Source organism: Janthinobacterium sp. CG3, from assembly GCF_000344615.1.
In the GTDB taxonomy this organism is placed as follows: Bacteria; Pseudomonadota; Gammaproteobacteria; order Burkholderiales; family Burkholderiaceae_D; genus Janthinobacterium.
In genome coordinates, this window is the sequence record NZ_KB467824.1 from 5,439,810 (window position 1) to 5,458,180 (window position 18,371).

General features: G+C 64.9%; 12 protein-coding genes. 9 read left to right on the forward strand and 3 right to left on the reverse strand.

Annotated elements, in window-relative coordinates:
* The first annotated feature begins 8 nt into the window (after window positions 1–8).
* From JANGC3_RS0124160 to JANGC3_RS34250, 4 genes are all read left to right on the forward strand, one after another.
* Entirely contained in the window at window positions 9–743 is a 735-nt protein-coding gene (locus JANGC3_RS0124160) for an ABC transporter ATP-binding protein (protein ID WP_017879069.1), read from the forward strand.
* Window positions 740–1,924 (forward strand): ABC transporter permease, encoded by a 1,185-nt coding sequence (locus tag JANGC3_RS0124165; protein WP_017879070.1) that lies wholly within the window; start codon window positions 740–742, stop codon window positions 1,922–1,924. The genes JANGC3_RS0124160 and JANGC3_RS0124165 overlap by 4 nt, the downstream gene beginning before the upstream one ends.
* 90 nt (window positions 1,925–2,014) lie before the next feature.
* Window positions 2,015–2,407 carry a hypothetical protein gene (locus tag JANGC3_RS34245; protein WP_017879071.1) on the forward strand — a complete coding sequence of 131 codons (393 nt, stop codon included), beginning with the start codon at window positions 2,015–2,017 and terminating at the stop codon, window positions 2,405–2,407.
* Window positions 2,408–2,410: 3 nt separating this feature from the next.
* Window positions 2,411–2,977 carry a hypothetical protein gene (locus tag JANGC3_RS34250; protein ID WP_327075885.1) on the forward strand — a complete coding sequence of 189 codons (567 nt, stop codon included), beginning with the start codon at window positions 2,411–2,413 and terminating at the stop codon, window positions 2,975–2,977.
* A 78-nt stretch (window positions 2,978–3,055) separates the two neighbouring features.
* Here the strand turns inward: JANGC3_RS34250 and JANGC3_RS0124175 are convergent, their stop codons facing one another.
* Window positions 3,056–4,636 (reverse strand): isocitrate lyase, encoded by a 1,581-nt coding sequence (locus JANGC3_RS0124175; RefSeq protein ID WP_017879073.1) that lies wholly within the window; start codon window positions 4,634–4,636, stop codon window positions 3,056–3,058.
* Between the two features lie 421 nt (window positions 4,637–5,057).
* On the opposite strand from JANGC3_RS0124175, the gene JANGC3_RS0124180 reads away from it, so the two are divergent.
* Window positions 5,058–5,255: a DUF3079 domain-containing protein gene (locus JANGC3_RS0124180; RefSeq protein WP_026133448.1), complete on the forward strand. Its 198-nt coding sequence runs from the start codon at window positions 5,058–5,060 to the stop codon at window positions 5,253–5,255.
* 292 nt (window positions 5,256–5,547) lie between these two features.
* On the opposite strand, the gene cphA is transcribed toward JANGC3_RS0124180, so the two are convergent.
* Both cphA and JANGC3_RS0124195 read right to left on the reverse strand, forming a co-directional pair.
* Window positions 5,548–8,118 carry a cyanophycin synthetase gene (gene cphA, locus JANGC3_RS0124190; protein ID WP_017879076.1) on the reverse strand — a complete coding sequence of 857 codons (2,571 nt, stop codon included), beginning with the start codon at window positions 8,116–8,118 and terminating at the stop codon, window positions 5,548–5,550.
* 139 nt (window positions 8,119–8,257) lie between these two features.
* On the reverse strand, window positions 8,258–10,435 hold the full coding sequence (locus JANGC3_RS0124195) for a cyanophycin synthetase (RefSeq protein ID WP_017879077.1): 2,178 nt from the start codon (window positions 10,433–10,435) through the stop codon (window positions 8,258–8,260).
* Window positions 10,436–10,928: 493 nt separating this feature from the next.
* On the opposite strand from JANGC3_RS0124195, the gene JANGC3_RS0124200 reads away from it, so the two are divergent.
* From JANGC3_RS0124200 to JANGC3_RS0124215, 4 genes are all read left to right on the forward strand, one after another.
* Window positions 10,929–13,208, forward strand: a complete 2,280-nt coding sequence (locus tag JANGC3_RS0124200) for a cyanophycin metabolism-associated ABC transporter (protein ID WP_081611970.1) — start codon at window positions 10,929–10,931, stop codon at window positions 13,206–13,208.
* Between the two features lie 2 nt (window positions 13,209–13,210).
* Window positions 13,211–13,681: a cyanophycin metabolism-associated DUF1854 family protein gene (locus JANGC3_RS0124205; protein ID WP_017879079.1), complete on the forward strand. Its 471-nt coding sequence runs from the start codon at window positions 13,211–13,213 to the stop codon at window positions 13,679–13,681.
* A 193-nt stretch (window positions 13,682–13,874) separates the two neighbouring features.
* Window positions 13,875–16,490 carry a type VI secretion system Vgr family protein gene (locus tag JANGC3_RS0124210; RefSeq protein ID WP_017879080.1) on the forward strand — a complete coding sequence of 872 codons (2,616 nt, stop codon included), beginning with the start codon at window positions 13,875–13,877 and terminating at the stop codon, window positions 16,488–16,490.
* The gene (locus JANGC3_RS0124215; protein ID WP_026133449.1) at window positions 16,487–18,370 is read left to right on the forward strand and encodes an esterase/lipase family protein; all 1,884 of its coding nucleotides are present in this window, start codon (window positions 16,487–16,489) and stop codon (window positions 18,368–18,370) included. The genes JANGC3_RS0124210 and JANGC3_RS0124215 overlap by 4 nt, the downstream gene beginning before the upstream one ends.
* The last annotated feature ends 1 nt before the right edge of the window (window position 18,371 follow it).

Genomic DNA, 18,371 nt, shown 5'->3' on the forward strand with positions numbered 1-18,371 from the left:
AAGCCGACATGATCGAAGCTGACGATGTATGCAAACAATTCGGCGCCGTGCGCGCGCTCGGCGGCGTCAGTTTTTGCGCCCGCGACGGCCACATCACCGCCTTGCTGGGGCCGAACGGCGCCGGCAAGACCACGCTGCTGCGCCTGCTGGTGGGCCTGCTGGCGCGCGACCGCGGCAGCATCCGCGTCGACGGCGTCGACCCGGCCGTGGAGCCGATGGCGGTGCGCCGCAACATCGGCTTCCTGACCGACCAGTTCGGCCTGTACGAGCGCCTCAGCACGCGCGAATATCTGGCCTATTTCGGCGCGCTCAACGGCATGGACAAGGCCGCGGTGGCGCGCCGCACCGACGAGGTGGCGCAGCTGCTCGGCCTGGAGGATATCCTGGAACGCCGCGCCAAGGGCTTTTCGCAGGGCCAGCGCATCAAGGTGGCGCTGGCGCGCACGCTGCTGCACCGGCCGCGGCACCTGCTGCTCGACGAGCCCAGCCGCGGGCTCGACGTGATGAGCACGCGCGCGCTGCGGCGCGCGCTGACGGCGCTGCGCGCGGACGGCTGCTGCGTCATCATGGCTACCCACGTGATGCAGGAGGTCAGCCACCTGTGCGACGACGTCATCGTCATCGCCGGCGGGCGCAGCGTGGCGCAGGGTTCGCCGGCGCAGTTGTGCGCACAAACCGGCATCGCCAGCCTGGAGGACGCCTTCGTCAGCCTGGTCGGCACCGACGAGGGGATCGCCGCATGAAGCCGAAGTGGATGGTGGTGCTGTCGAAGGAGTTGCTGGAGAACCTGCGGGACCGCCGCACCCTTGTCCTGCTGCTGCTGTTCGTGCTGCTGTACCCGGCCCTGTACGGCGTGCTGCTGAAGCGCACCATCGAGCGCGCCAGCACGCCCGAGCGCGAGGGCATCGAGCTGGTCGTCATCGGCGGCGCGCAGGCGCCCACGCTGATGGCCCAGCTGCGCCAGAACAACGTCACCGTCAGCGAGCGCGCGCCGATGTCGGACCAGCAAGTCACCGAGTTGCTGCGCCAGCACAAGGTGGTGGCCGTGCTCAAGCTGGAGCGGCGTTTCGGCCAGCACTACGAGGCGATGCGGCCGGCGCACATCGAGCTGTGGTACGACTCGGCCGCCGAGAACCAGACCAAGCAGAACGAGGTCGAGCAGGTGCTGCGCGAGTACAGCGCCAGCATCGCCAGCGCGCGCCTGCTGGCGCACGGCGTTTCGCCGACCACCGGCGTGCCGATCAAGCTGCAGCGCTACGACACCGGCACCAGCGCCTCGCGTTCGGCCAACTTTTTGGGCGCCTTGCTGGGCGGGCTGTTCCTGCCGGTGTTCATCTTTTGCATGAGCAGCGCCGTCGACAGCACCGCCGGCGAGCGCGAGCGGCGCTCGCTCGAAGTGCTGTTGGCGCAGCCGGCCAGCGCGCTCGAGCTGGTGGTCGGGAAATGGCTGGCGGCGGCGGCGATGTCGGTGATCGGTTTTACGCTCGAGCTGATGCTGGTGCACGCGATCCTGCGCTGGCTGCCGCTGGAGGAAATCGGCATGTCGTGGAACCTGGGCGTGCCCGACCTGCTGCTGTTCTGCCTGGCGAGCGTTCCGCTGTCGCTGCTGGCGGCGGGGCTGGAGGTGGCGCTGGCGATGAACGCGAAATCGTTCAAGGAGGCGCAGAGCATGATCAGCTTCGTCACGCTGATACCGATGGTGCCGGTGGTGGCGGTGCCGATGCTGGGCTTGAGCACGGCCACCTGGATGTACCTGGTGCCGGTGCTGTCGCACCTGACGCTGCTGCGCGAACTGGCCAAGGGGCAGCAGGTGGGTTACTTGCCGTTCGCGCTGACGTTTGTCAGCGCGCTGGCGGTGGCGCTGCTCACGGTCGCCTTCGCCAGCTGGCGCATGAAAAGCGAGCGCTACGTGCTGTCGGTGTGAGGGGCCCGATGCAAGCGGACGCCGCCGTTCCGCCACGCGCGGGTTTGCGCCAGATTGCGTCGGGACGGCGCCGCTTCGCTACACTGCCTCATGGCCACGCCGAACGACGACTACGACACGCCCTGGAAGGATGCCGTGATCCGGTATTTTCCTGACTTCGTGGCGTTTTATTTTCCGCTCGCCCACGCCGAGATCGACTGGTCGTGCCCGCAGCGCTTCCTCGAGCAGGAATTGGCGCAGGTGGCGCACGACGCCGAACTGGGGAAGCGCCTGGCCGACAAACTGGTCGAGGTCACCCTGAAGGGCGGGGCGCCGCAGTGGGTGCTGGTGCATTTGGAAGTGCAGGGGCGGCGCGACAGCCGTTTCGCCGAGCGCATGTTTACCTACAACTACCGCATTTTCGACCGCTACCGCCGGCCCGTCGCCAGCATGGCGCTGCTGGCCGACGGCAACGCCGGCTGGAAACCCGACAGCTTCGGCTAGCAGTTGCTCGGCTGCACGGTGGGGATTCAATTTCCCGTTGTTAAACTAGACGATTTCGCCGGACGCGCCGAACAGTTGCTGGACGACCCGAACCCGTTCGCGCTGGTGACGGCGGCCTACCTCGCCACCCGCGAAACCAAGGGCGACGACGTCCGCCGCGCCGCCGCGAAGTGGTTCATACTCGAACGGCTCCTGCTGCAAAATCGGGACAGGAGGATTATCATTGACCTGACCGTGGTGATCGACTGGTTAATGCGCCTGCCTCAACCACTGGAGCACGAGTTATGGCGCCGCATCGAGAAATTCGAAAGGGATCGGGCTATGCCTTATATTTCATCCTTTGAGCGTATCGGCCTGGAGCGCGGCCTTAAACAAGGTCTGCTGGAGGGACGGCGGGAAGGTTGCCGCGAGGGACAGGCATTGTTGTTGAGCAATATGTTGGCGGAGCGCTTCGGCGCGCTGCCCGCGCACCTGCAACAGCGTCTTGCCCATGGCACGTCGGCCGAATTACTTGCCTGGTCCAAGGCTTTTGTCAACGCCGCAACGCTGGACGAGGTATTCAATACCTGAAGAGGGCGCGGCGTCGGACGCAGGCAGGGGCAAAAAAAAGCTCGCCGTAGCGAGCTTTTTCCACACCGGATCGTGCCGTTAGAACTGGTTCATCGTGTTGTCTTTACCCGATGCTTTCAGGGCGGCTTCGCCACTGAAGTATTCCTTGTGGTCGTCGCCGATGTCCGAGCCGGACATGTTCTGGTGCTTGACGCAGGCGATACCCTGGCGGATCTCCTTGCGCTGAACGCCGGCAACATAACCCAACATGCCTTGGTCGCCGAAGTACTCTTTTGCCAGGTTGTCGGTCGACAATGCAGCGGTATGGTAGGTCGGCAAGGTGATCAGGTGGTGGAAAATGCCGGCTTCACGGGCTGAGTCAGCCTGGAAGGTGCGGATTTTTTCATCGGCGGCGATCGCCAGTTCGGTTTCGTCGTATTCAACACTCATCAGCGCCGTGCGATCGTAGGAAGACACATCCTTGCCTTCGCTCTTCATGCTGTCGAACATCTGCTGGCGGAAGTTCAGGGTCCAGTTGAACGATGGGCTGTTGTTGTACACCAGCTTGGCGTTTGGAATGACTTTGCGAATCGCGCTGACCATGCCGCCGATCTGGGCGATGTGTGGTTTTTCGGTTTCGATCCACAGCAAGTCGGCGCCGTTCTGCAGCGACGTGATGCAATCGAGTACGCAACGCTCTTCGCCCGTGCCGGCGCGGAACTGGAACAAGTTGCTAGGCAGGCGCTTAGGACGCAGCAGTTTGCCGTCGCGCTTGATGACCACGTCGCCGTTACCCATCGAGTCGATCGACACTTCTTCAACGTCGAGGAAGGAGTTGTATTGGTCGCCCAGATCGCCCGGCTCGCGGGTGACCGCGATCTGCTTGGTCAAGCCGGCGCCCAGCGAGTCGGTACGCGCAACGATCACGCCGTCGTCGATACCCAGTTCCAGGAAGGCGTAACGCACGGCACGGATCTTCGCCAGGAAGTCTTCGTGGGGAACGGTGACCTTGCCGTCTTGGTGGCCGCACTGTTTTTCATCGGAAACCTGGTTTTCAATCTGGATGCAGCATGCGCCCGCTTCAATCAGTTGCTTGGCCATCAGATAGGTCGCTTCGGCGTTACCGAAACCGGCATCGATATCGGCGATGATCGGCACGACGTGGGTGATGTGCTTGTCGATCTTGTCCTGGATCGCCTGCTTGGCGGCGCCTTCGGCAGCGTCCAATTGGCGGAACAAACCGCCCAGCTCACGCGCGTCGGCTTGGCGCAGGAAGGTGTACAGCTCTCTGATCAGGTCGGCAACGGCGGTTTTCTCGTGCATCGACTGGTCAGGCAAGGGGCCGAACTCGGAGCGCAGGGCGGCAATCATCCAGCCGGACAGGTACAGGTAGCGACGGTCGGTGCTGTTGAAGTGCTTCTTGATCGAGATCATCTTCTGTTGACCGATGAAACCGTGCCAGCAACCCAGCGACTGGGTATATTTGGACGGGTCGGCGTCGTAGTTCGCCATGTCGTCGCGCATGATCTTGGCGGTGTACTTGGCGATGTCCAGACCGGTTTTGAAGCGGTTCTGGGTACGCATGCGTGCGGCGGATTCAGGATTGATCGCGTTCCAGGCACTACCTTCTTTGTCTTTCAGACCGGCAATGGCTTTGATGTCGTCTTGGTACTGTGACATGTGAATCTCCTAGATGGTAAAACAAGATTGATAAAACCGCATTGAGCGTCTGGATCTGTTCACGCTCTTACGAAAAAACGGGCGCTGCTTAAAGGCAAACTGCATGTATAAATAATAGACGTTTTTTCCGATTGCGCCAAGTCTTATATAAGACATATGACTGAAATTAATTCTTTCGTTTTCAAAGGCTTACACAATATTTTTCGGAATGTGAAATCAATTTTCAAAAAATGGGATAAATCGCCGTTTTTCGGCGCAGTTGGATTTTCATAATGTGGGATTGTTTTTCAGCGCGAGCCCGCCCGTGCCCGTTTTATTCAAACGGCTTGATCGAGGACAAATTTGCCGGGCGGATTCGATTGACCGCCCCCTAGCCCGGGGCTAGAGTCAATTGGGTAGACCGCAAGCCGGGCACAGCGACATGGCCAAGATATTTCCCATCCATCCCAAGAACCCCGAGCGTATCTGCTGGGGCTGTGACAAATACTGCGCGGCCGACGCTATGCGTTGTGGAAACGGCTCGGATCGCACCCAGCACCCCGTTGAGCTGTTCGGCGAGGACTGGAACGACTGGGGCCTGGACGCCGCCGACAAGGCCGAGCCGAAGGATAAGCCCTGACGCGGCGCGCCGCGGAAGGCGCCGCGGCCGTGCTGATCGGAAATTTTTTTATGTGCGATACCTTGTTCTGTGCCTTATCGCACCGACGGCGCCGCGTCGTCGCGGCATTCTGGCCAGGTAGTCACCGCATAAAATTCAACAGGGGGATAATCATGGGTAAGTATGTCTTGGGATGGATTCTGGGTGTTCCGGCGGTGGTGTTGGTCGTGATCTATATGGTCATGAACTAGTACCGCCGATAAAACAAAAACGCCACCCGAGGGTGGCGTTTTTGTTGTGTCGCCGCAGCCGGTCAGCCCTCGGCGATGCGCGTGGCGATGTGCGCCAGCGCCGCTTCCACCTGGTCGATCAGGATCAGGCACAAATCGCCTTCGCCCAGGCGCGCCAGCGCCGTGTCGATGGCGACGAACTCGCCGTTGATCTGGTCGATATGGCTGGTGCGGCTGGCGCCGGCCAGGCCTTGGCGCAGCAGCGCCACGACTTCGCCGTCGGCGCGCCCGCGCTGGCACTGGTCCTGGTACAGCAGCACGTCGTCGAAGGCGGCGCCGAGGATGGCGGTCTGTTGGCGGATGTCCTCGTCGCGGCGGTCGCCGGCGCCGCTGATGACCACCGAGCGGCGCTTGGCCGGCATGCTGTCGACCGCGCTCACCAGCGCCAGGATGGCGTCCGGGTTGTGGCCGTAGTCGGCGATGACGGTGGCGCCGCGGTAGGCGAACACGTTGAAGCGGCCCGGCGCGTTGTCGCTCTCGTTGGCGAACGAGGCCAGGCCGGCGCGGATCGCCTGCCAGTCGACGCCGACGGCCCAGGCGGCGGCCACCGAGGCCATGACGTTTTCAACCTGGAAACCGATGGCGCCGTTGCGCGTGATCGGCGCGCCGGCCAGCGCCAGCCTGTGCACGCTGGCGCCTTCGGCCGCGACCAGGTCGCCGCCCTCGACGTAGAGCACGCGGTGGCCCTGGGCGCGGTGCAGCGACATCACCGGGTTCTGGCGGTCGGCGGCGAAGAAGGTGACGCTGCCGCGGCAGTTGGCGGCCATTTTGACGACGGCCGGGTCGGCCGCGTTGAGCACGGCGACGCCGGTCGCGGCGACGTTTTGCACGATCACCCGTTTCAGCACCGCCAGGTCCTCGACGGTGGTGATGTAGTTCAGGCCGAGGTGGTCGCCCGAGCCGATGTTGGTGACCACGGCGACCTGGCAGCGGTCGAAGGCCAAGCCTTCGCGCAGCACGCCGCCGCGGGCGGTTTCAAACACCGCCGCGTCGACGTCCGGGTGCAGCAGCACGTTGCGCGCGCTGCGCGGGCCGCTGCAGTCGCCGCTGTCGATGCACCGTCCTTCGATGTAGACGCCGTCGGTGTTGGTCATGCCGGTGCGCAGGCCGGCGGCCGTGAGCAGGTGGGCGATCAGGCGCACGGTGGTGGTCTTGCCGTTGGTGCCGGTGACGGCGACGACCGGGATGCGGCCGTCCTCGCCGTCGGCGAACATGGCCGCGACGATGGCTTCGCCGACCGGGCGGCCCTTGCCGAACGACGGCGACAGGTGCATGCGCAGGCCGGGCGCGGCGTTGACTTCGACGATGCCGCCGTTCTGCTCTTCGATCGGTTGCAGCACGCTGTCGCAGACCACGTCGACGCCGCAGATGTCGAGGCCGACCATGTGGGCGGCGGCGATGGCGCGCGCCGCCACTTCCGGATGGACGTCGTCGGTGACGTCGGTGGCGGCGCCGCCGGTGGACAGGTTGGCGTTGTTGCGCAGGATGACGCGCTGGCCGGCCGGCGGCACCGAGTCGGCCAGGTAACCCTGTTTCGCCAGGCTGGCCAGGGCGATGTCGTCAAAGCGGATCTTGGTCAGCGAGGTCGCGTGGCCGCTGCCGCGGCGCGGGTCCAGGTTGACCTGCTCGACCAGTTCGCGCACCGAGTGACAGCCGTCGCCGACCACCTGGGGCGGGTCGCGCCGCGCCGCGGCCACCAGCTTGTTGCCGACCACCAGCAGGCGGAAGTCGTTGCCCGGCAGGTAGCGCTCGACCAGGATGTCGTCGCGGAATTCGCAGGCGGCGTGGTAGCCGGCCGTCAATTGCTCGCGGGTGGTGACGTTGACCGTCACCCCCTTGCCCTGGTTGCCGTCCTTCGGCTTGATCACCACCGGCAGGCCGATCTCGCAGGCAGCGGCCCAGGCGTCGTCGGCGTCGGCCACCACGCGCCCCAGCGGCACCGGCACGCCGGCCGCGTGCAGCAGGCGCTTGGTGAGTTCCTTGTCCTGGGCGATGGCTTCGGCGATGGCGCCGGTGCCGTCCATTTCGGCGGCCTGGATCTTGCGCTGGCGGCTGCCCCAGCCGAACATCACCAGGCTGCCGTCGGTCAGGCGGCGGAACGGGATGTTGCGCGCCACCGCGGCCTGCACGATGGCGCCGGTGCTCGGCCCCAGGCGCACGTCCTCGTCGAGCTCGCGCAACTGCGCCAGCGCGCCGGCCAGGTCGAACGGCAGGTCGGCGGCGGCGGCGCGGCACAGTTGCTGCGCCAGTTCCAGCGCGAGGCGGCCGACGGCCTCCTCGGAATACTCGACGACGACCTGGAAAATGCCCAGTTCCAGGGTCGGCGTGGTGCGGCTGAAGGTGACCGGGCAGCCGGCTTGCGCCTGCAGGCCGAGGGCCGCCAGTTCCAGCACGTGGGCCAACGGGATGGCGTCGTCGTGGCCGGTCGGCTGCAGCGCGTCGAGCGCCGGGAAGCGCGCGCGCAGGCGGCTTTCAAAGCCGGCCATGGCGCCGATGCACAATTCCTCTACGCCGCAGGCGACGATCGCCTCGACCGAGGTGTGGTGGCTCCACAGGTTGGGGCCGCGCAGCGCGCGTATGCGAGATACTTCCATAAACCGTTCTTCCTATCTTGTTGTGCGGGCCGCCGTCGCGGCGGGCGACGGCGGCGCCGTGCGTCCGGCGCGGGCGCCGGACCTCTTATTGCTCGATGCTTCACGACGCCGGCGGGCTGGCGCCACGCCGGACGACGGTTTAACGACGCGCGTTTTTGGTGCCGGTGTCAAAGGTGCGCAGGCCGGCGCAGATCAGCTCGGGGGCGATGTTCAGCGCCCAGGCCGCGGCGACGGCGGCGACCACGGCTTCCGGCTCGGCCGCGGTCGGCGCCGGCAGCGTCGCCAGCATCAGCAGCACGGTGTCGGTGGCGCCGCTGGCCAGCACGACCGCGCCGTCCCGCAGGTAGACCGCGCGCCGGCCGGCGCCGCGCTGGCCGGCGATGGCCGGCAGCGCCGCGTCGAGGCCGTAGAAGAGCACCTCGCCGTCGCACAGCTCGGCCAGGTCGACCACGGCGGCGTCGGCGGCGTTGAGCACCGCCGCGCCGTCCGGCAGGATCACGTCGACCTGGGTGCGGACGACTTTGCGCAGGTCGTCGGCGTCGCAAATGTAGAATTCGGCCAGCTCGGGCTGGGGCGCCATGTCGGTGACGATGCCGACCGCGCACTTGTCGTAGGCCAGGCCCTCGCTGAGGATCATGCGCGCGTTGCTCTCGAATACCGCGGCCTGCACCGAGCGGTTGATCAGCAGGCGTTGGCCGGCGTCCCAGTTGACGCTGTCGTCGCCGGTGACGCGGCGCTGGTCGAGGTAGAGGCCGTCGGCGCAAACCACGCCGGTGTGCTTGCCGCTCATTTGCAGCAGGCTGCCGAGCAGGCGCGCCAGCAGGCTGGCGCCGCGGCTGCCGGTGACGCCGACCAGCGGAATGCGCCCGCTGTCGGCGGCGCCGAACAGGTGCGCGATGATGGCCGCGCCGACCGGGCGCGGCGCGCCCTCGGCCGGTTTCAGGTGGGCCAGCAGGCCGGGGCTGGCGTTGACTTCGATGATGGCGCCGCGCTGCTCGTCGAGCGGGCGCGAGATGTCCTCGGCGACCAGGTCGACGCCGGCGATGTCGAGGCCGACCACGCGCGCGGCCAGCGCGGCGGCGTAGGCCACCGACGGATGGACGCGGTCGGTGACGTCGTAGCCGACGTTGCCGTTCGGCTGGATCAGCACCTTCTGTCCGGCCAGCGGCACCGAATAGGCGCTCAAGCCCTGGCGCTCCAGTTCGAGGATGATCTCGGCGCCCTTTTCCGGCGCCAGCGCGTTCAGCGGCGCGTCCTCGCCGGTGCCGCGGCGCGGGTCGGTGTTGATCTGGCTGTCGACCAGCGCGATGACGTTGGCCACGCCGTCGCCGGTGACCCACAGCGACTCGCCCTTGGCGGCGGCGACGACGCGTTGGCCGACCACCAGCAGGCGGTGCTCGTCGCCGGTGATGTAGCGTTCCACCAGCACGCTCTTGCTGTCGCCCTTGCGGCTGGCCAGGTGGTAGGCCGCCTCGACGTCGGCCCGGGTCGACAGGTTCAGCGACACGCCGCGGCCGTGGTTGCCGTCGTAGGGCTTGACGACCACGGGCAGGCCGATGTCCTGCGCCTCTTCCCACGCCTCCTCGGCGCTTTTCACCAGGCTGCCCTCGGGCACCGGCACGCCGCAGGACTTGAGCAGCGACTTGGTCAGGTCCTTGTCGCTGGCGATGCTTTCGGCGATGGCGCTGGTGCGGTCGGTCTCGGCGGTCCAGATGCGGCGCTGGGCGGCGCCGTGGCCCAATTGCACCAGGTTGCCGTCGGTCAGGCGCAGCGAGGGGATCTTGCGCTCGGTGGCCGCTTCGACGATATGCGCCGTGCTCGGCCCCAGGCAGTGCTCGTCGACCAGCTCGCGCAGTTGCGCCAGCGCGGCGTCGAGGTCGAAGGCGCCGTCCTCGATGGCCGCCAGCAGCAGCGCGCGGCCGGCTTCCAGCGCGGCGCGCCCGACCTGCTCCTGGCGCGTGCGGAAGGCCATCTTGTAGACGCCGCGCTGCGGCGTCGAACGGGTCTTGCCGAAACCGGTGCGCATGCCGGCCAGGTTTTGCAACTCCAGCACCACGTGTTCCAGGATGTGGCCGGACCAGGTGCCTTCGCGCAGGCGTTCGAGGAAGCCGCCGCGCTGGCCGACGCCGCAGCGGTGTTCGATCAGGCCGGGCAGCCACGCCACCAGGCGCTGGTACAGGCCGGGCAGGGCGTTCGACGGGAAGTCTTCCAATTCGCCAATATCCAGCCATACCTCCACCACCGGGCGGTAGGTCCAGATGTTGGGGCCGCGCAGGTGGTTCACGCGGAGGAATGCGATGTCTTTCTTGTTTGTCATGTAAATAATTTTTCGATAACAGGCTTGGCGCTTTCCGCGCCCAATTATTATTTAGAGGCTTTCTTCCAATTGCCTTGTGTGTGCATGCATGTTCGCTGCTGCCGCAGAATGCGCATCCCGATTCGCTGGATGGCACCGCGAAAAATGCTGTCCTGGTATTGCCGGTCTTTCTATAGTGATGCCAATATGTCAGCAAAATAGGGGAAAACCGGCGGCTGCCACCACCCCGTCGTCCCGACTTGCCTAAAACGCATCCTGTTGTATGCTGGCGCTAACCCCAAGTAACGAAGCTTACCGTGCGGAACCGATTTCCACCAGCCCGCGCCCCATCCGATAGAATACCGTAAATTTCTGCCCCGATACGCACCCTATCAGCGTTATCCGCAACAGATTGACAGACGGAATTGATCGGGCCATTGTGTGCCTTTCCCCATTTTTTCCCAGAATCCCCCGCCCGTAAGGGGCTAGTCCTAAAGCCGGAACACGCTTGACAATGACAACTGAACAACTATTATCCGCCACCGCCGCCGCCCACGCGGCGCCATCCGTTCCCGAACACTGGCAAGCCGAGGTCGAAAAAAAGCTCGCACCCGGGGAGAACGCTTTAGGTAGCGTGGAGGTTGACCTGGATGCGCGATTGCGCTTCACAAAGGGCATCATCGTCGTCACCGAGCGGCGCGTGCTGGCGCGCGCGCCCGGCGAAACGCTGTGGCACGACTGGCCCTACCGCGCCGGCCTGGGCCTGAAACACCACGACCACGCCGGCGTCGGCCACCTCGAATTGCAAGACGAGCACGGGCGGCTGGCGGCGTGGCGCTTCACGCTGGGCCAGAACCTGCACGCGATGCGCCTGATCGACCAGTTCCGCGAGCAGTTGCAGGGCCACGTCAGCGGCGCGCCGGTGCAGCCGGCCGAGCAGAACGTCTGCCCGAGCTGCAAGGCGCCGCTGGAGCCGGACCAGGACGAATGCCCGATCTGCACCAAGGTGCTGTATACGCCGCCGTCGACCTGGACGCTGCTGCGGCTGTGGCGCTTCGCGCTGCCGTATCGCGCCCAGCTGGCGCTGGGCTTCACGCTGATGCTGCTGAGCACGGCCGCGCACATGATTCCGCCGTACCTGACCAAACCGCTGATGGACAACGTCCTGATCCCCTACCAGAACGGGCTGAAGATCGAGCCGATGCTGGTGGTGTGGTACATGTCGGGCCTGCTCGGCTCGGCCGTGCTGGCCTGGGCGCTGGGCTGGTGGAAGACCTATGTGCTGGCGCTGGTGTCGGAACGCATGGGCGCCGACCTGCGCTCGGCCACCTACGAGCATTTGTTGAAACTGTCGCTGGAATACTTCGGCGGCAAGCGCACCGGCGACCTGATGTCGCGCATCGGCAGCGGCAGCGACCGCATCTGCGTGTTCCTGTCGCTGCACCTGCTCGACTTCGCCTCCGACGTGCTGATGATCATCATGACCGGCGTTATCCTGTGGAGCCTGAACCCGTGGCTGGCCGTGATGACGCTGCTGCCGCTGCCCTTCATCGCCTGGATGATCCACGTCGTGCGCGACCGCCTGCGCACCGGCTTTGAAAAGATCGACCGGGTCTGGGGCGAGGTCACCAACGTGCTGGCCGACACCATCCCCGGCATCCGCGTGGTCAAGGCCTTCGCCCAGGAACAGCGCGAGGCGGCCCGCTTCCGCGAGGCCAACGCGCACAACCTGGCCGTCAACGACAAGCTCAACAAGGTCTGGTCGCTGTTCTCGCCGACCGTGTCCTTCCTGACCGAACTGGGCCTGCTGGTGATCTGGTGCTTCGGCATCTGGCAAGTGTCGACCGGTGAAATCACCGTCGGCGTACTGACCGCCTTCATCGCCTACAGCAGCCGCTTCTACGGCCGCCTCGACTCGATGAGCCGGATCGTCTCGGTGACGCAAAAATCGGCCTCGGCGGCCAAGCGCATCTTCGACATCCTCGACCACGTCTCCAGCGTGCCGGAGCCGCTCAACCCGGTCAAACTGGAGCGGATCGAGGGCCGCATCGACCTGCGCGAAGTCGGTTTCCGCTACGGCAACCGGGCCGTCAACCGCGGCATCACGCTGAACATCAAGCCGGGCGAGATGATCGGCCTGGTCGGCCACAGTGGCTCGGGCAAGAGCACGCTGGTCAACCTGATCTGCCGCTTCTACGACGTCTCCGAGGGCGCGATCCTGCTCGACGGCGTCGACATCCGCTCGCTGGCGGTGTCGGACTACCGCCGCAACATCGGCCTGGTGTTGCAGGAACCGTTCCTGTTCTTCGGCACCATCGCCGACAACATCGCCTACGGCAAGCCGGGCGCCAGCCGCGAGGACATCATCGCCTCGGCGCGCGCGGCGCACGCCCACGAATTCATCCTGCGCCTGCCGCAGGGCTACGACTCGATGGTCGGCGAGCGCGGCCAGGGCCTGTCCGGCGGCGAGCGCCAGCGCATCTCGATCGCCCGCGCGCTGTTGATCGACCCGCGCATCCTGATCATGGACGAGGCCACCTCGTCGGTCGACTCGGAAACCGAGAAGGAAATCCAGAAGGCGCTTGACAACCTGGTGCAGGGCCGCACCACGATCGCCATCGCGCACCGCCTGTCGACGCTGCACCGGGCCGACCGCCTGGTGGTGCTGGACCGCGGCGAAGTGGTCGAGATCGGCAGCCACGACGACTTGATGGCGCGCGAGGGCGCGTATTTCCGGCTCTACGAGGCGCAGGCGCGCAACGTCGACACCGACATGGACGACAAGGAAGACTGAGAATGGCAAGCACAACGTTTCAACTGAGCCGCGACAACTTCGGCAAACTGACCCTGACCACCGCCGACGGCCTGGTGCACGAGGGCGTGGTGCCGGTGCGCGCGTTCCCGATCCAGTCGCCCGAGCGCGGCATCTCGATGGTGCTGCACGACGGCCGCGAGGTGGCCTGGATCGACTACCTCGGCGAGCTGCCGACGGCGCTGCGCACGCTGGTGCAGGACGAGCTGGACGGGCGCGAATTCATGCCCGAGATTGTGCACATCGGCAGCGTCAGCAGCTACGCCACGCCGTGCACCTGGCACGTCAAGACCGACCGCGGCGACACCCACTTCGTGCTCAAGGGCGAGGAAGACATCCGCCGTATCGGCGCCGCCTCGCTGCTGGTGGCCGACAGCCACGGCATCCACTTCCTGGTGCGCGACATGTTCGGCATCGACAAGCACAGCCGCAAGATCCTCGACCGCTTCCTGTAACACTGCAAAGGCGCCGCCGATTCGGGGCGGTCGCCGGGCGATTTCCGCTTGAACCTGCGGCTCCGCCTTCACCCGCCGCGGCGTTCAATTGAGCGGCAATTCGTGGCGTCCTGGTGTTGCATAAAATACATACTTATCAAATTTAAAACTATGATATTATATTAAGTATACTATTTCAAGAATGGCGGGAACAATGGAAGCGGAAGAGCGAATAGCCGACCCGGCGCGCAGTTTGACCGACCTTGTTCGCGCGCGCCAGAACAACCGCATTTTGCGCCTGTTCTTTCCCCACAACGACGGACCCCGGTGCGAGTTTGTTGTCAACAAGCTCGACGCGCTGGAAAGCATGTCGCGCGATTTCGAGTACACCATCGAAATCCTGTCGGATAACGAAGCGCTGGCGCCGAAGGACATCCAGGGCAAGTTGTTTAGCGTGCAATTGGTGCAGGCCGGCGGCACGCTGCGCTATTTTTCCGGCTATTGCTTCGCCTTCAGGCGCGTGCGCGCCGGCGGCATCACCTTCTACGAAGCGAAGCTGGGGCCATGGCTCAAGTATCTGACCTTGCGCACGGATAACTATTTGTTCCATGACGCGACCGTGTACCAGCAGAGCGCCAGCATCTTCGCCGACTACGCGGCGCATGCCGTATGGCAGTTCAGCGTGGGTGGCATCGACGCGCCGATGACCGACGCCTGCCAGTTCAACGAGACCGACAGCAACTATCTGCACCGCCGCTGGGAGGCTGCGGGCATCCACTACCACTACGAGCACGATGAAAAGGGCCACACGCTGGTGCTCTCGGACGACTCCAGGGCGGCCGCTCCCATCGACGGCGACGCGGCGATCATGTTCCACCGCCACGCCGGCGCGCGGGAGGAGGACGCCATCGGCGAGTGGTCGCCGGGGCGCCGGATTGAGCCGGCCGGCGTGGCGCTGACGGGCTTCAACTTCAAGAACCCGGTGCCGCTGGAAATGGGCGTGCCGACGATCGCCGCGCAGGGGACAGTGCTCGACGTCGAATCGTACGAGTACGCCGGCGCCTACGGCTTCAAGAACCGCGCAGACGGCGACCGCCTGGCGCGGCTGCGGATGGAGGAAAGGGAGGCGACGGGCGAGCATGTTGACGCCTCGGGCAACAACCGCCGCGTCCAGCCCGGGCGCTGGTTCAGCCTGACCGACCGCCTCGGCGGGTACCCGTTCGGCGACCAGCCCGACCGCGGCGAGAACGCCTTCCTGATCCTTTCCGTGCACCATGTCGCGAGCAACAATTATTTACAGGATGCCGAGCAAAGGCCGCACTACAGCAACCGCCTGCGCTGCGTCCGCAAGGCGCTGCCGTGGCGCCCGGGACGCAATTTCAACAGCGTCGACACGAGGATCCTGGCGCCGCAGACGGCGACGGTGGTCGGTCCCGAGGGCCAGGGCAGCCTGTACACGGACGAGTACGGCAGGGTGCGCGTCCAGTTCCACTGGGACCGGGTCGGCGGCCACGACGAAGCCAGTTCAGCCTGGATCCGGGCGGCCACCTCCTGGGCCGGCAACCAGTTGGGCGCGTCGGCGCTTCCGCGCGTCGGTTCCGAGGTGATGGTAATGTGGCTCGACGGCTGCCCGGACCGTCCTTTGGTCACCGGCGCGGTCCATAACGTCCGCTACATGCCGCCGTGGGCGCTGCCGGACCAGCAGGCCTTGATGGGCTTGCGCAGCCGCGAACTGACGCCCGCAGGCGGCAACGCCGCGGGCGGCAGAAGCAACCACCTGATATTAGACGATAGCAACGGGCAGATCCAGGCCCAGCTCAAGAGCGACCACCAGCACAGCCAGCTTTCGCTCGGGCATGTCACGCGCGTCGAGGGTAACGCCGGGCGCATGGACGCGCGCGGCGAGGGCTGGGAGCTGGCTTCGGACGCCTGGGGCGTCGCCCGCGCCGGCAGGGGCATGTTGATCACCACCGAGGCGCGCCCGGCCGCGCAGTCGTACATCAAGGACATGGGCGAGACGGTGCAGCGGCTGCGGCAGGCGCGCGCGCGCCACAAGGCGCTGGCGGAGGCGGCGCAAGAGCGCGGCGCGCAGGAAGCCTCCGGCCAACAGGCGGACGTCGCCGCGGTGATCGACGCGCAGAACGAGGCCGTCGCCGGGGCGGGCGCCAAGGGTGCCTTTCCAGAACTGGCCGCGCCACTGCTGGTGTTAGCCAGCCCGGCCGGCATTGCGACGACGACGGCGCAGTCGACCCACATTGCCAGCGCCGAGCACACCGCCGTCACCAGCGGCAAAAGCCTGTCGATCGCGGCGGGCGACGGTTTCTTCGCCAGCGTGGGCCGCACCTTCCGGCTGTTCGTGCACAAGGCCGGTATGAAGCTCGTCGCGGCGGCGGGCAAGGTGACGATCGAGGCCCAGAGCGACGACATCGAGGTCATCGCCAACAAGGTGCTGGAGTTGATCAGCCAGACGGACTGGGTCGATATCCGCGGCAAGAAGGGCGTGCGCCTGCACGGCGCCAACCACATGCTGGAGATCGGCGAGAAGGTGCAGTTCTTCTCGTCCTCGCCGGTGCTCTTCCACGGCAACCTGGAGACGCTGGGGCCGAAGAGCGTGTCGCAATCCTTCAACGAAAGGCCGGGCAGCCGCTACGACCAGGAAGTCAGGATGCTCCAGGTGGACAACAAGCCGGCGCCGCACGTTGAATACGAACTGCTGCGCGAGGACGGCAACCTGATCAGCGGCAAGACGGGCGCCGCCGGCAGCACCGAATTACAAAAAGGAACGGGTATGGACAGCTACACTATCCGCTACAAGGGCGAACTGCCATGAGCGGAGCGAAGGACGGACTCAACCAACACGGCAACCATCCAGGAGAATTTTCCCAGGGCGTGGGCGGCTGGGCCGAATACACGGTCAACATGACCAAGACGGAGGACACGGTCCGGCACGACATCAAGGTGCCGCCTGGGAAAGTCATACCGGTGATTTTCCTGCCGGGCGTGATGGGCAGCAACCTGCGCATGAGCAAGGCGAGGCAAGATGGCTTGAGGCGGCCGGACAACCGCGCCTGGCGCCCGGACGACATGGTGACCATCTCCGGGAAGCGCCAAGTCGTAACCAACGCCGGCCTGGGCGGCTGGTTCAAAAACGCCACGCCGGCACAGCGGCAACTTGTATTCGATCAAAACGAGACCGAGGTGGAGTATTACCACTATACGGAAAGCCGCGGCCGGTTTGATCCCGAGGGTAAAGAAACGCTGGCCGCCGACGCCCGCCACCAAAACGTGCCCGACGGTTTCGGCGCTATCCCTCCGTTGCTGGGCAATAATCAGATGAGGACGCCGGGCCAGCCCTATGTGCGCCGCGAGTCTGCCGCGCAAATCGCGCGCTGGCGCGGTTGGAGCGAAGTCCTGTTTGATGGCGCTTATGGCAAAATGTTGTCGGTAGCAGAGCGCTTACTCAACAACATCGCCAAGGATGGAACAACGACGATGTTTTGGCAAGCGAAACCCATGCTCGACAATATTGCCGTCAGTCCGATGCATCACGACATCAGCAAACTGGTTCTACAAGGGCCGGTTGCATGCGGTGGAAAGGCGGGGCCGGTCATCACCGACAGTGAGCTGCTGAAAATTGCGGCATGCTGGTATCCGGTTCATGCGATGGGATACAATTTTCTGCAAAGTAACGGCAAGTCGGCCCAGGTCATCGCCAAGCGCATTCGCGGCATGGTCAAGGGGTATCAGGAACGCGGCTTTAAATGCGACGAAGTGATCATCGTCACCCACAGCATGGGCGGCTTGCTGGCCCGCGCGCTGATTCACCCCAGCTACGGCAACTTGTTGAACGACGCGACCGTGAAGGTATTGGGCATCTATCACAACGTCATGCCGACAATCGGGGCCGCCGGTGCGTACAAGCGGATGCGTTTCGGCTTCCAGGAAAAGGACGGGATGGTCGCCGAAACCGAGGCAGAGATACTCGGAATCAACGGCCAGCACGCGACGGCGATCTTGGCCAATGCTCCGGCGCCGCTGGAAATGATGCCGGGCGGCGCCTATGGGCCGCACTGGCTGAAAGTGGTCGACGGCGTCGGCAAGTTATTGGCCAGTTGGCCCAATGAAAAGGGAAGTGCGTTGGACAGCATATACTTGCAACCGCCGACGGCGTGGTGGCGTTTGCTGAATCCGCTGTGGGTGAATCCGGGGAACGTACGGGAGGAAAACGGAGGGGGAGTCAAAAAAGTTAAGCAACGTTTAAGGGATGCTAATGACTTCCTTCGATCAATTGAGAAGACTTTTCATCCCACCTGCACTTATGCCAGTTTCTGTGCGTCGCCGGCACGTCAGAGTTACGGCGAGGTTGTCTTCAAGGTAATCGGCAGCACGGGTAGCAATGTCGACTCGGCTGGCCGCACCATTCCTTGGCCGCATCCGGAAAGCTGGATCTTGTTGAGCGATGACGCGAAGAGCACGCTCACCGTTCAGGCGGGTCACCGCGTGCTGACTCTGAAGTTGCAACCGGCCAATGCAGCAGGTGACGAAACCGTGCCATCGAGTCGTTCTGCCCGGCACATTGCCGGTACGCTGTTCGAGCATGGCGAAGAAGGTAAAGGATATGAACATCAGAGCAGCTACGCCGACACCCAAGTGCTTGCTTCCATGGTGTATTCCATCGTGCAGATCGCCAAAACTGCGAAATGGTCGTAAT

Excerpts from the sequence above, each read along its gene's own strand:
- JANGC3_RS0124160 (WP_017879069.1), top strand. The coding sequence starts at position 9 with ATGATCGAAGCTGACGATGTATGCAAACAATTCGGCGCCGTGCGCGCG.
- JANGC3_RS0124165 (WP_017879070.1), top strand. The coding sequence starts at position 740 with ATGAAGCCGAAGTGGATGGTGGTGCTGTCGAAGGAGTTGCTGGAGAAC.
- JANGC3_RS34245 (WP_017879071.1), top strand. The coding sequence starts at position 2,015 with ATGGCCACGCCGAACGACGACTACGACACGCCCTGGAAGGATGCCGTG.
- JANGC3_RS0124175 (WP_017879073.1), bottom strand. The coding sequence starts at position 4,636 with ATGTCACAGTACCAAGACGACATCAAAGCCATTGCCGGTCTGAAAGAC.
- JANGC3_RS0124180 (WP_026133448.1), top strand. The coding sequence starts at position 5,058 with ATGGCCAAGATATTTCCCATCCATCCCAAGAACCCCGAGCGTATCTGC.
- cphA (WP_017879076.1), bottom strand. The coding sequence starts at position 8,118 with ATGGAAGTATCTCGCATACGCGCGCTGCGCGGCCCCAACCTGTGGAGC.
- JANGC3_RS0124195 (WP_017879077.1), bottom strand. The coding sequence starts at position 10,435 with ATGACAAACAAGAAAGACATCGCATTCCTCCGCGTGAACCACCTGCGC.
- JANGC3_RS0124200 (WP_081611970.1), top strand. The coding sequence starts at position 10,929 with ATGACAACTGAACAACTATTATCCGCCACCGCCGCCGCCCACGCGGCG.
- JANGC3_RS0124205 (WP_017879079.1), top strand. The coding sequence starts at position 13,211 with ATGGCAAGCACAACGTTTCAACTGAGCCGCGACAACTTCGGCAAACTG.
- JANGC3_RS0124210 (WP_017879080.1), top strand. The coding sequence starts at position 13,875 with ATGGAAGCGGAAGAGCGAATAGCCGACCCGGCGCGCAGTTTGACCGAC.
- JANGC3_RS0124215 (WP_026133449.1), top strand. The coding sequence starts at position 16,487 with ATGAGCGGAGCGAAGGACGGACTCAACCAACACGGCAACCATCCAGGA.